We start from the raw sequence: 12,530 nt of genomic DNA on the forward strand, positions 1-12,530 counted from the left end.
ATCCCTTCAGTTTTCCTGAAGGGATTAGAGGGGTAAAATGCTAAGGGGAATTAGCAATTCTACTATGAAGAAAAAAGAGGTCTTAAATATAACGTATATATCCCCTCTTGTAAACACATTTCTTTTAAGTGTCACAATTTCGTCATATTTTACCACAAAGAAATGAATAAATCATTCGTTTGTTCATCCCTTTTAAAATGGATATTGATGCAAATGCTGGCCACCATCCATTGTCATACAAGTTCCATTTATGTATGCAGCTTCATCTGAACATAAATAATAAGCTAGACCCGCAATTTCTTCTGGTGTACCCATTCTACCAAGTGGAACACTTTGCAATGTACGCTTAGCCATTTCTTCTGAAATCCATAATTTATCGGCACCACCTGTACGTTCAATTGGTCCTGGTGCGATAGCGTTAACTCGTATTCCATATTTACGTCCCCACTCAACAGCAAGAGTTTTTGTCATCGCTAATACACCAGCTTTAGCTGCTGCCGAATGGATAACCCCTGGGCCTGCATCCCATGCATATGTTGCCACCATGTTAATAATATTTCCTTTTATACCTTTTTCAATCCAATATTTCCCAATAGCCTGACTACAATAAAATGTGCCATTTAATACAATATTAATTACCGAATTCCAGCCATTCACAGATAAGTCCTCTGCTGGACAAATAAAGTTTCCAGCTGCATTATTTATTAAAATATCAATCCGTCCAAACTTCTCATCAATATGTTCAATCATTTTTTGAATATCATCAGTATTTCGTACATCCATTTGTACAGATAATACTTGCCCTGGAAACTGTTCAATTTCTAACTTTGCTTCTTCTAGCTTTTCTTTTGTACGCCCTGTAATAACAACACGTGCCCCTTCTTTCGCAAAACGTATCGCCATCCCTTTTCCCATTCCACTTGATCCACCTGTTATAATAACTACCTTCTCTTTCACATACATCCCCTCCAAAAAAAATGAATACACATTCATTTTATCACTTTATTTGATAGAAATCTTTATATTTTTCAATTTTTCTGATATTTTAACGTAAAGAGGTTTCTTTTCGTTCATTTTTTTCGTAATCTATACTACTTTTTTAGTATTTAAAATATATTTTTAAAAAAACTGAAGGGAGGTTCGAGTAACCTGTATATGAAGAAAATTACAAGAAGAAATTTTTTAAAATCTGGAATACGCACTTGTCTATATTCATTTATAACCGCAAGTATCGGCTATTATTATGCTAAATATATAGAGCCCTATTTGCTTTCTTTTACGCAACACACACTTAAATCACCGCTCATACCAAAAGGTTTTCATGGTATGAAGATCCTTCAATTTAGCGATTTACATCTAGGATACTATTTCTCTCTCCAACATTTATCTCAAATCGTTTCCAAGATTAATGCTGAAAAGCCAGATATTGTCCTTTTTACTGGTGATCTCATTGATGATTACCAAACATATACCGAGGCTTCTTTTGTTGCATCCATTTTAAAGAATATACAGGCACCCTTCGGTAAATTTTCTATTTATGGTAACCACGACCATGGCGGATATGGAACTGAATACTATGATCACATCATGCGCGAATCTGGATTTGAACTTTTGCAAAATAGCGAAAAGCGAATTCGTTTACTGGATAATAGTGAAATTTCTATTTTCGGACTCGATGATATGCTACTGGGTAAACCAAAAATAGCGGAAACTTTACAACATGCAAAACAAAATATTTATACAATTGTTCTCGTTCACGAACCAGATATCGCGCCACAAATCGCTACATATCCAATCAATCTTCAACTTTCTGGTCATAGCCATGGCGGACAAGTACAAATTCCTTTTTTAGGTGCTATTATTACCCCGTCGCTTGCAAAAGAATATATTGAAGGTTTCTATAACATTCAAGGTTTGACTCTCTATGTCAATCGAGGTATTGGAAGAACACGTGTCCCATTCCGCTTTATGTCAAAACCTGAAATTACACTCTTCATCCTACAACATTCGTAACAATTCGCCTATTTCCTTACATATCCTTCCTTGTACGCGCTCATCCACGCTTGGTCCACCATATGATAAAAATGAGTCCAGTAAAGGAGGTTTGTTCATGTATCCATATTATCAACCGATCCCAGTTCGTTCAGCACCTTTTGGCCCAGCAGGCGACTCACGCTTCTTTCCATTTTTCGGTGTTCCATTTCTAGCTGGAATTGCTGGCGGACTGCTAGGCGGAGCATTAGCTTTCGGGCCTAGACCGTTTTATCCGCCTTATCCACCGCCTTTCCCACCACCAGCACCTTTTCCTTGTTACGGAGGGCCTTGTCAACAACCATACTATTATTAATTTAAACCAACCATTCTTCTAATGTTTTTCTCTCAACGAACCGACTCATCACACGCCTATAATAAAAACTATTCTCTCTACTCATCCTTCCATTTTGAGAATATATGAGTAGAGAAAAAAAGTAAAAACCTCTTAAATTCAATAAGAGGTTTTTACTTTTTTCACACTATTCAGCGTCTGTATTTTGATACGCCATCTTAAATAAATTCACTTGGCTATCAATTTCTTCTATACTACTATTAATTATATAATAATAGTCACCATCTTTATTTTGTTCACGTGTTTTCACATTATCAGCTAAAACCAGCTGTAAAATTGCCTTTATTCTCGCTTTCATTTCAATATCTAAAATTGGGAAGGATATTTCTACTCGTTTTTCCATATTTCGCGTCATCAAATCAGCTGAAGATAAATATATTTTTTCATCTCCATTATGATGGAAATAATAAATACGACTATGTTCTAAATATCTTCCAACAACACTAACTACACGAATATTTTCACTTACATTTGGAATCCCAGGTCTTAAACAACATGTCCCTCTAACGACGAGCTCTACCCTTACCCCAGCTTGTGATGCTTCATACATTTTTTTTATTAACGGTTTATCTGTTAACGAATTCATTTTAGCGATAATATATCCATTTCCATATTGTCTATGATAACGGATTTCCTCATCTATTAACTCCATAAACTGCTCTCTTATATCAAACGGGGCAACAGATAAATGATGAAAATGCGGTTTTTTTGTATAACCACTCAAATAATTAAAGAAATTTGTTGCATCTACACCAAAGTCTTTTCGCGATGTAATATATCCAAAATCGGTATACAACTTCGCTGTTGCATCATTATAATTTCCGGTTCCAAGATGTACAAACCTTTCAATTTTTCCGTTTCTTCTTCTTACAACTAACGTAATTTTACTATGCGTTTTCAAGTGACTTACTCCGTAAATAACGTGACATCCGGCCTGTTCCAATTCTTTAGCCCAATGAACATTATTCTCTTCATCAAACCTTGCCTTTAACTCAACCAATACCGTCACTTGTTTTCCTTTTTCAGCTGCTACCTTCAGCGCCTGAATTATTGGAGAATCTCCACTTACACGATATAATGTTTGTTTGATCGCAAGTACATTCGAGTCATCTGCCGCATCACGGACAAAATCAACGACTGGCTGAAACGACTCAAAGGGATGGTGTAATAAAATATCATGTTCTATCGCTTTTTCAAATACATCTTCCTCATCACCTAAATCTTGAGGAGGTTGAGGAATAAGAGCCGGATATACTAGATGTTCATATAAAGGCGCTAATTTTTTATATAAGGAGAATAAACATGTTAAATCTAACGGTCCATCCATCATGTACACATCTTCATCTTTTACTTCTAACACATCATACAATAACGCTAACACTCTTTCATCAATGTGTTCTTTACCAACTTCTAAACGAACGGCAGCTCCCCACTTACGCTTTTTCAATTCTTTTTCAATTACTTTTAATAAATCGCGTGCACCTTCTTCATGGATCGTTAAATCCGCATTACGTGTAATACGGAAACGAGTAACAGGTGATACGTTATATCCTGTGAATAGTTTATGAGTAAAACCACTAATTACATCTTCTAATAAAATAAATTTATGTTTTTGCCCTTCACTTGGTAAAAATATGAAACGCTCCAGTAATGAAGGCACTTGTACAATTCCTAACTTCGTACGATTTTCTTCCTCAGCCTGTTGCTCATCATATAAAATAGTAGCTAAATTCAAACTTTTATTTAATAACATTGGAAATGGACGATACGCATCAATAGATACAGGGGTTAAAACCGGAAATATTTGTTCATCAAAATATTCCTCGATAAATTCCCTTTGCTCTTTCGTCAAATCATGGAATGTTAAACGCTCAATCCCCTCTAGTTTAAGCGCTGGCAATACATAATTTTTAAACGTTTCATACTGCACAGTCATCAACTCATGCGATTTTATCGCAATCTTATTTAACTGTTTCTTTGGTGTTAAACCTGCTTTATTTTCTGGCTGATTAAATCCCGCACTTACTTGATCTTTCAAACCTGCTACGCGCACCATAAAAAATTCATCTAAATTCGAACTAAAAATACTAATAAACTTTAGTCTTTCTAATAGTGGATTATTTTCATCTTGCGCTTCTTGTAGTACACGTTCATTAAATGCTAGCCAGCTTAATTCACGATTATTATAATACGCTGTATCATTTAAATTTACTAAATTCCCCTTTAGTAATTCCATTCGCTTCACACTTCCCTTTGAAACTTTTTTAATATAATTTAATTACTTTTATTTTATCAAATTACAATATTCCAAAGTGTTAATTTTTTGTAAAGACATCCGTACAACCTAACATTTCAATTCGAATACTAAGTTAATATTCGTTTTTAATACTCTTTCAAGTTGTTTTTTTTGTTTTTCCGCTTGAACTTTTTCCGCCAATGCCGATTCTTCACATAAAATCCTGAATGTTAAACCTTCTTTACTTTCCGTTATATATATTGTTTCAACAAGCGATCTTTGTCGTATATTTAAAGCAGCCGAAAATTGTAATACAGCCCCTAATAATCGAATTTTCTTTTGTTCACTTTTATCAAACCATCCTTCAAACAGTGCCAAATGTTGTTTAAATAACATTTTTGATTTATAAGAAGCTATAAGCGCTAATCTAACTCGATCTTTATGCATCATACCATCAATTGTTTTGTTCGCTAGTAAGTAAAATGTATGTAAGCGGCTCGCTTCTTCATCTATATATTTTCCAATATTAAATACTTTCGCTGCTTGATGGAATATTCTCCAGTCTTTCGCTGACATAGAAATGAGTCCAGCTCCTTCAAGTTGTTTGCAGATTAATGTTCCTTGTTTAATAAGTTGAATGACAAATCCCATGTCTAATTCGTATTCATATGACAATAAATGTAAACTCTCTTCTACTACGTTCGGATAATATGAGATCCCCAAATCTTTCGTTAATTCTTCATAGAAAACACCTTCTCTTAATCCTTTTTTACTCAATACAAAAGCCGATGCCTCTATAACGTTAACAAGCATATGAAATACTTCGACCGCTGGGATAATTGTGTCTGCTCGATCTTTTGCTAACCCTTCTAATTTTTGAAGGTCTATGAATGATAATTGTTTTAATTCATCTTTTACATTTTTAATATCGTCTTCTTTCATTTTGTATAAGTGTAATCCAGCTATAGGATAACAAATTAAATTTTGGTGGATTTTCGCCATGTTCCTCGCACTACCCCCAATTGCGATAAGAGGCAATTTTTTATCAATTAACCATGGTAGCGTTCGGAATTGATACCATAAATACCTTCTAATCTCATCTAACTCCTCTGTAGTAGGAATATCATCTTGAATAAATTGTTGCTTTAAAGAAAGTGCTCCAAAAGGAAAGCTATAGTATTCTAAAATTTCTCTATTTCGAAAGTATGTAACTTCTGTACTCCCCCCACCAATATCAACTGTAATTCCTTCTGAAAATGAAGTGGAATTCATAACTGCTAAATAACCGTAACGTGCTTCTTCATATTCTGATAAAACTCTAAGAGTAAAATCTGTTTGCCCTTCAACAAGTTTTTTAATTTCCTCTTGATTCTCAGCCTGTCTAATTGTTGCCGTTGCAACACAAAGTACATGATGCAGCTTATGGAATCGTGTACTTTCTTGAAATTGAAATAATGTTTGTAATAATACTTCTATTCCTTCTTCACTTAATACACCATTTACTAAATAATTTCTTAACCTAGCGACCACTTTCGTATTTTCAATCTCTTTATAAAAACCCCCGCTTTGTTTTTCATAAATAACTAAGCGCATTGTATTAGAACCAATGTCTATAATGGCATATTGTAGTTTTAATATTTCTTTCAAACTTCTCACTCTTTCATTATCAAATTTCTGAAACATATTCTATCACTATTATACAAAATAGTTGTTTTTTATAACAATATTGCTTTAATATTGAAAATATATACAATTACTTTTTGCATATAATAAAAACCCATTTTATTTATGCTATAATAAGGAAAAATTGAAAGGAGATTCAATATGAAACCTTCACAACCCCAATCTCAATTACATAATCAACATTCTATTAATAGACTAGCTCAATCTATTTTCGTTGTGAATCGTCATGCTAAAGCTGCAACTAACCCTAAGTACTTATATTGGTTAAAAAAGACTGCTTTAGAACGCTTAATTACTGAAAAAAAGGCTATCAAAGAAGGATTACATTTTTCTAGAAATCCACGTTTTAGTCAACAACAATCCGATGTTCTTATACGTTTAGGTGATTATTTTTTCCATATCCCTCCTACGAAAGATGATTTTCGCACCCTACCGCATCTTGGTCACCTTGAATCCTCCTATCGAAATCCGAAAACAACCTTATCTTTAACAATAGCAAAAAAAACACTTCAAGATTATATTGGTCCTGAAGCATTAAAACAAGAAAAAAAATTAAGCGAAGCAGTTCCATGGTATAGCCGTACCTATACAAAAAAATAAAACAGTTTGGCCCATATTAGGCCAAACTGTTTTATTTTTTATCTTCCTTAATTTTAATATTCGCTTGTTTATAGAATGCAACTTTTTCTGTATTATATGATTTCGTATATTCATTAAACTTATCTTTTTCTGTCTCAATATCTTTATATGCTTGGTTTACTAACTTTACTTTCTCGCTAATATCTTTTAATTTTGTACCTTTATCTTGTAGCATTGTATATAATTCTTTTTCTTGCTTTAAAGATTTATTATAGCTATCGTACATCTTTTGGAATGAATCATGTCGTTTCTCATAAGTACTCTTTACTTTATCCGCCTGGTCTTTTAATTTATTATCTTCAATTTTCTTCACATACTTATCAGCTGACTTCACTTCTTCTTGCGCTTTATTTAACGCCTCTTTTTCTTTAATAAGAACTTTTTCTCGCTCAGCTGTATTTTTCACCGCTTGATCAAGCTTATCCTTAACAGCCTGATTATTATCTTTTCCTTCTTGGACAATTTGATTATATAATATTTGCCCCTCTTTCTCTAATGACTCTAATTTTTTCGCATCTTCAAACATTGTTTTTTCTTGCTTGGCAGCATTTTCAAATGCAACATATAGCTCCTCTTCTGGTTTTGGGCCGAAACAACCAGCTAGTAAAGTCATTGATAATGCAGTTACAATTGCTAATTTATTATATTTCAACATCTTTTCCTCCTATTAATAAACGACCATCGTGCCAAAAATCCCATGAAAAACATATAACTTCTTTATCTATTTCACGCTCGCATCTTTTTTACGAAGATCATCAATAATTATTTATACTGCTTGTACAATTTTCGCACTTGAAATTATGTAATGTCTTAAAACATAAAGGTATTTACCTTAATCTTACCTACTGCAAGAAACACTATAATGTTTCACCTGATAAAAGATGATCGTTGACCTCTCACGTCTATCATTCCCTTTCTCACTTTCTATCAAATAACCTCTTTGTCCATTTTACATAGTGCAAAGGGGACCTCGCAACTCTTACAAAGATTCTTTTAATTTCTTAAAAAGGAAAAGTGTAGAGCATGTTTTCCTCTACACTTTTAAACTGAAAACATTGTGCAAAATGCATTGACACATCCACACACAATTATATGCTGATTTCATATATTTTTAAAGACTTTTGTTACAAAAAAAAGTTTTCTTGTAACAAAAGACAAAAAAATGTTACAAAAAAATCTTTATATCATACTTCTTCAAATCAAAGTTTCATTCATGACTTTGCAAGTTTCTATAATTATACAATTGATTTTGTGCCTTTCTAAACAAATCTTCAAAAGTTTTCCCTTCTATAGGATAACTTGCAGCCCCAAATAATAGTGTGACACTTAATAAATCATTCGCTATTTCATTTTGAATATTTTTGATTAATCTACTTGTTATTGTTGACTTTTCATAGCCATTATCAACAGCTACGATAACATATTTATTTTCATCCCACCTCGTAACTACATCGCCTTTTCGAACTGTCTTTACAATTGTACGTTCTACTCTTTGGACTAGCTCATCTAACTTTTTTTCTTGCACTGTGTCTTTTAATACATCCCATTCTTTTACGGAAAGAATATACACTGTAATATTACGAGAATCTCTTTCTGATAAAGCAGCTACTTTTCCAAAAAAATCAACGACAAAATCGTTATTCGTCATTCCTCCTACTTCAATATTTACACGCGTATTCGTTCTTTTATCGTACCAATGTCCAAAATAATAGCTTAGTATCATTTGCAATATATAAATAATAAAGACGGTTAAAAATGATCTCGAATCTAGCTTAGCAATTACATCCTGAAGTGCAATCCATTCTGTAACCGCAACTGTGTTCCCAAGTAATAATCCACTAATTTTCCCCTTATGTTTCATACTCTCCCCCTTTTATACCAATATATGTTTCTATAACAATAATGTTTTTCTATAAAATAAAAAATGTACATATTTAATGTACATTTCTACTTAAGCTTGTATACCTTTTCTATTTTATTTCATATATATACTATATATCGTTTTTAGGAAGGAGTGACCTATATGCCTCAAAAAGAAAATCTATTAGATATTATGCGCTTACTAGCTGGCTTTTTGTTATCATTAAAATTACTATTTAACTCTTTCGGAATAAACTTCATTACAAACGATCAAATTGACGCTATAGTAAATGTTATTTCATTTCTATTCATTCTATATTTTGGATACAAAAATAACTATATTGGAAAAAAGGGAGTGGAACAAAAGAAATTACTCAAGAAGCACAATCTTCATTAAAGAAGGAACCTTTCGCACAGGTTCCTTCTTATCATTTTCTGACAACCACTTCATTTGTTTGTAGCGGTCCATATGATACACCTTTATATTGAAATGTATATGTAGCCTGAAATAATGAATTGGGAGGAGCTTTATCTTTATTTGCTTTTATTTGACAAATTAATTCTACCTTTTCATTCGGTGATAAATTATCGATTCGCCACCTTACAAGCTGAAATAAAAACTCACTTATTCCCTTATCTGCTTTTAAAGAGTTTGGGATATACGCGAAATAATCACGAATCATATGACTTACAACTACTCGCGAAATCATTTCAACGCCTTTATTTTCAACTTCAAGTCGAATAATTAGTATGTCATTAACATCATAGATCATCTCATACGAAAATTTTTCTTTATACATACTATGGATTTGCAATGTGACTGCTACATCGGATGCTTCCGTGTCCTTTTTAGAACCATCAATCCACAAAACCGGCTGTAACGGTATAGAATACCTTCCTTGATCCGAAATTCGTTTCCATATTTTCATAATATATTCACCTCATTCCAGATATATCATCTATACAACTGTATTCTGCCTCTCGATGCAATAAACTACACTTAGAAAAAATATTTAGCTTGTTACAAACCATATTAAATTTTTCTTTTCCTTTTATCCTATTCGACAATATAAAGAAAAAACCATTTTTAATAGGTTGACACAGGTTATACTTTATTAAATATTTTTTTACAATTTCCTTCCTTGACTACATAACAAAATAAAGTCTTACCTCTCTCTTTCGGTCAATATAATAAAGTGAAAGCTAATAATCAGTGGGGGTTTAACGGGCAGTTAAAGCGGGATAAAATAATTTGGCGGTAGAAAACATTTGCCTTTTAGTCAAATTTGACTATAATATAATTTATGATTTCCATCCTTTATATCATGTCAGTGCAATTTTTTATAAAATGAAGAGGAACGATACAAACTGTACATAAAGTTTTTTTATGCATTGCACTAAAAAACTTAAGTTAGTTTAATTTTTATTAAAGGAGGGCTACTTTTGGAAGCACAACTATCAAAAAACGATTCAAGTAAAACAAAATTTGTTGTTGCTGGTTTACTACTTGGTATTCTAATGGCAGCAATGGATAACACAATCGTCGCAACTGCGATGGCAACGATTGTCGGAGACTTAGGAGGGTTCGACAAATTCGTTTGGGTCACATCCGCCTACATGGTAGCAACAATGGCCGGAATGCCTATTTTCGGTAAGCTGTCTGATATGTACGGACGGAAACGCTTTTTTATTGGCGGATTAATTCTCTTCTTATTTGGTTCTGCACTTTGCGGGACAGCATCCAGTATTGAACAACTAAGTATTTATAGAGCCATTCAAGGAATTGGTGGCGGCGCTCTTATGCCTATCGCATTTACAATTATGTATGATATATTCCCGCCTGAAAAACGAGGAAAAATGACCGGACTATTTGGTGCTGTTTTCGGAACATCTAGTGTTTTCGGACCTTTATTAGGTGCTTACATTACAGATTATATAAGTTGGCACTGGGTCTTCTATATTAATATTCCGTTAGGACTTATTTCCTTCTTCTTCATTACTAAATACTATAGCGAGTCTCTAGAATATCGAAAACAAAAAATTGACTGGGCTGGTGCTATTACGCTTGTCATTAGTATCGTTTGCTTAATGTTTGCTTTAGAACTTGGTGGTAAAGAATATGCATGGGACTCTAATGTGATTATTGGTTTATTTTCAACTGTTGTTATTCTGCTTATTATTTTCTTCTTCGTAGAAAGAAACGCAACCGAGCCTATTATTTCTTTCCATTTATTTAAAAAACCTTTATTTGCAGCTAGCCAAGGTGTTGCCTTTTTCTATGGCGCAGCTTTTATCATCTGTACAGTTTATATTCCAATCTTCGTTCAAGGTGTTCTCGGTGGTTCAGCCTCAAATGCTGGATTAATTTTGACACCTATGATGGTAGGATCTGTAATCGGAAGTCAAACTGGTGGACAATTAGCTTCACGAACAAGTTATCGTAACATCATGACAGTATCTGGAGTTTTCTTCGTTCTTGGTATTTATTTACTAAGTACTTTAACTATGGAAACACCTCGTACACTCGTAACAATGTTTATGGTGCTTGCTGGACTTGGAGTTGGATTCTCCTTCTCAGTTTTAAGTATGGCATCTATCCACAAACTAGAAATGAGAGATCGCGGTTCTGCTACATCCACGAACTCATTCTTCCGTTCACTTGGAATGACCCTTGGCGTCACGATTTTCGGTACGATTCAAAATCATGTTTTCACTGATAAATTAAAAGCAGTCTTCCCTCCTGAACTAGAAAAAATGGCTCCTAAAGGTGGAGACACAAGCTTTTTATTATCACCAAATGCTACTGAAAAGCTACCTCCTGAAGTACTGAGCGGAATTAAAGAGGCTCTTGCAACATCTATTGCTAATACATTTTTCTGGGCACTTATCCCAGCTACGCTAAGTATAATTTGTATTTTATTTATGGGAAATGAACGTCTTTTAACAGGACCAAAAACAAAGCAAAAACAAAAACAAGTAAGCTAATATAGAAAAACGAAACGGTATATCCCTTTATGAAAGAGGATATACCGTTTATAATATATATAAAGTTTCTATATACAGGAGTTGAGACAGCATGAGCATGAAGTTAGTCATTCTCGGCTTGTTACTCGAAGGAGATAAACATCCCTATGAAGTGCAGCACATAATGAAAGAAAGACAAATGGATTGTTATATTAAATATGCCAAGGGATCGCTATACTACGCCTTCGAGCAATTAGAAAAACAAGGTGCCATTAGCGTTACCAATATTGTTAGAGATACGAATAGACCAGATAAAACAATCTTCCATATAACAGGGGAAGGAAAAGCCCTTTTCCACACCTTATTATTAAAACAATTTGAAGCGAAAAACCAAATATATAAACCTATTTATTCAGCACTCTCTTTCGCTCACTTTAGCGACGAACAAGCTCTAGTTCCTATTTTGAAAAAAAAGAGAGATGATACAATGCTATATTTACATACAATGCAAACGATATACGATCATAATAAACAACTAGTTCCTCGTGCTCAACTATATATTCTACAAAGCGTCATTGAGCATATTAATGTTGAATTACGTTGGCTAAACACGCTCTTACAAGATGCAACTGCAGGTCGTCTTTCAGAAATAGGTGTAGATAATGATTAAGTTTTTCTAAAAGAGGTGCCTCCTCTTTTAGAAAAACTTAACACTATAATTATTCCTCGCAACTCAAAACACCCTCATTTTAATAATAAATA

Annotated in this window: 12 protein-coding genes; 6 read left to right on the forward strand and 6 right to left on the reverse strand. The window is 33.5% G+C overall.

All coding sequences use genetic code 11. From position 1 onward, the window contains the following. Nucleotides 1-192: 192 nt before the first annotated feature. Nucleotides 193-957, reverse strand: coding sequence for a 2,4-dienoyl-CoA reductase (fadH, locus tag ABH955_RS08925; RefSeq protein ID WP_002128892.1), 765 nt, complete (start codon nt 955-957; stop codon nt 193-195). Nucleotides 958-1,155: 198 nt separating this feature from the next. Here fadH and ABH955_RS08930 point away from each other — a divergent pair, with 198 nt between their 5' ends. Further along, a complete protein-coding gene (locus ABH955_RS08930) occupies nt 1,156-2,013 on the forward strand; it encodes a metallophosphoesterase (RefSeq protein WP_002014831.1) in 858 nt (285 codons plus the stop codon). A 97-nt stretch (nt 2,014-2,110) separates the two neighbouring features. Further along, nucleotides 2,111-2,347 carry a hypothetical protein gene (locus ABH955_RS08935; protein WP_002014830.1) on the forward strand — a complete coding sequence of 79 codons (237 nt, stop codon included), beginning with the start codon at nt 2,111-2,113 and terminating at the stop codon, nt 2,345-2,347. Between the two features lie 166 nt (nt 2,348-2,513). On the opposite strand, the gene ABH955_RS08940 is transcribed toward ABH955_RS08935, so the two are convergent. Beyond that, the gene (locus tag ABH955_RS08940; RefSeq protein WP_404457498.1) at nt 2,514-4,622 is read right to left on the reverse strand and encodes a polyphosphate kinase; all 2,109 of its coding nucleotides are present in this window, start codon (nt 4,620-4,622) and stop codon (nt 2,514-2,516) included. Between the two features lie 108 nt (nt 4,623-4,730). After that, the gene (locus tag ABH955_RS08945; RefSeq protein ID WP_113937176.1) at nt 4,731-6,305 is read right to left on the reverse strand and encodes a Ppx/GppA family phosphatase; all 1,575 of its coding nucleotides are present in this window, start codon (nt 6,303-6,305) and stop codon (nt 4,731-4,733) included. Between the two features lie 141 nt (nt 6,306-6,446). On the opposite strand from ABH955_RS08945, the gene ABH955_RS08950 reads away from it, so the two are divergent. Continuing rightward, nucleotides 6,447-6,905 (forward strand): YkyB family protein, encoded by a 459-nt coding sequence (locus ABH955_RS08950; RefSeq protein ID WP_002066920.1) that lies wholly within the window; start codon nt 6,447-6,449, stop codon nt 6,903-6,905. Nucleotides 6,906-6,936: 31 nt separating this feature from the next. On the opposite strand, the gene ABH955_RS08955 is transcribed toward ABH955_RS08950, so the two are convergent. Then, complete coding sequence (locus tag ABH955_RS08955; RefSeq protein ID WP_404457502.1) at nt 6,937-7,599, reverse strand: YkyA family protein; 663 nt, start codon at nt 7,597-7,599, stop codon at nt 6,937-6,939. Nucleotides 7,600-8,151: 552 nt separating this feature from the next. After that, nucleotides 8,152-8,805: a diguanylate cyclase domain-containing protein gene (locus ABH955_RS08960; RefSeq protein WP_002033822.1), complete on the reverse strand. Its 654-nt coding sequence runs from the start codon at nt 8,803-8,805 to the stop codon at nt 8,152-8,154. Between the two features lie 162 nt (nt 8,806-8,967). On the opposite strand from ABH955_RS08960, the gene ABH955_RS08965 reads away from it, so the two are divergent. Continuing rightward, the gene (locus tag ABH955_RS08965) at nt 8,968-9,201 is read left to right on the forward strand and encodes a phage holin (RefSeq protein WP_002014824.1); all 234 of its coding nucleotides are present in this window, start codon (nt 8,968-8,970) and stop codon (nt 9,199-9,201) included. Nucleotides 9,202-9,232: 31 nt separating this feature from the next. On the opposite strand, the gene ABH955_RS08970 is transcribed toward ABH955_RS08965, so the two are convergent. Then, the gene (locus ABH955_RS08970) at nt 9,233-9,733 is read right to left on the reverse strand and encodes a hypothetical protein (protein WP_404491042.1); all 501 of its coding nucleotides are present in this window, start codon (nt 9,731-9,733) and stop codon (nt 9,233-9,235) included. Nucleotides 9,734-10,247: 514 nt separating this feature from the next. On the opposite strand from ABH955_RS08970, the gene ABH955_RS08975 reads away from it, so the two are divergent. Together ABH955_RS08975 and ABH955_RS08980 are read left to right on the forward strand one after the other, a co-directional pair. After that, nucleotides 10,248-11,789: an MDR family MFS transporter gene (locus ABH955_RS08975; protein ID WP_404457507.1), complete on the forward strand. Its 1,542-nt coding sequence runs from the start codon at nt 10,248-10,250 to the stop codon at nt 11,787-11,789. 91 nt (nt 11,790-11,880) lie between these two features. Further along, complete coding sequence (locus ABH955_RS08980; RefSeq protein ID WP_002088357.1) at nt 11,881-12,438, forward strand: PadR family transcriptional regulator; 558 nt, start codon at nt 11,881-11,883, stop codon at nt 12,436-12,438. The last annotated feature ends 92 nt before the right edge of the window (nt 12,439-12,530 follow it).

Origin of the sequence: Bacillus sp. RC240 (assembly GCF_044907945.1) — a bacterium.
In the GTDB taxonomy this organism is placed as follows: Bacteria; Bacillota; Bacilli; order Bacillales; family Bacillaceae_G; genus Bacillus_A; species Bacillus_A mycoides.

Excerpts from the sequence above, each read along its gene's own strand:
- ABH955_RS08930 (WP_002014831.1), top strand. The coding sequence starts at position 1,156 with ATGAAGAAAATTACAAGAAGAAATTTTTTAAAATCTGGAATACGCACT.
- ABH955_RS08935 (WP_002014830.1), top strand. The coding sequence starts at position 2,111 with ATGTATCCATATTATCAACCGATCCCAGTTCGTTCAGCACCTTTTGGC.
- ABH955_RS08940 (WP_404457498.1), bottom strand. The coding sequence starts at position 4,622 with ATGGAATTACTAAAGGGGAATTTAGTAAATTTAAATGATACAGCGTAT.
- ABH955_RS08945 (WP_113937176.1), bottom strand. The coding sequence starts at position 6,305 with ATGTTTCAGAAATTTGATAATGAAAGAGTGAGAAGTTTGAAAGAAATA.
- ABH955_RS08950 (WP_002066920.1), top strand. The coding sequence starts at position 6,447 with ATGAAACCTTCACAACCCCAATCTCAATTACATAATCAACATTCTATT.
- ABH955_RS08955 (WP_404457502.1), bottom strand. The coding sequence starts at position 7,599 with ATGTTGAAATATAATAAATTAGCAATTGTAACTGCATTATCAATGACT.
- ABH955_RS08960 (WP_002033822.1), bottom strand. The coding sequence starts at position 8,805 with ATGAAACATAAGGGGAAAATTAGTGGATTATTACTTGGGAACACAGTT.
- ABH955_RS08965 (WP_002014824.1), top strand. The coding sequence starts at position 8,968 with ATGCCTCAAAAAGAAAATCTATTAGATATTATGCGCTTACTAGCTGGC.
- ABH955_RS08970 (WP_404491042.1), bottom strand. The coding sequence starts at position 9,733 with ATGAAAATATGGAAACGAATTTCGGATCAAGGAAGGTATTCTATACCG.
- ABH955_RS08980 (WP_002088357.1), top strand. The coding sequence starts at position 11,881 with ATGAGCATGAAGTTAGTCATTCTCGGCTTGTTACTCGAAGGAGATAAA.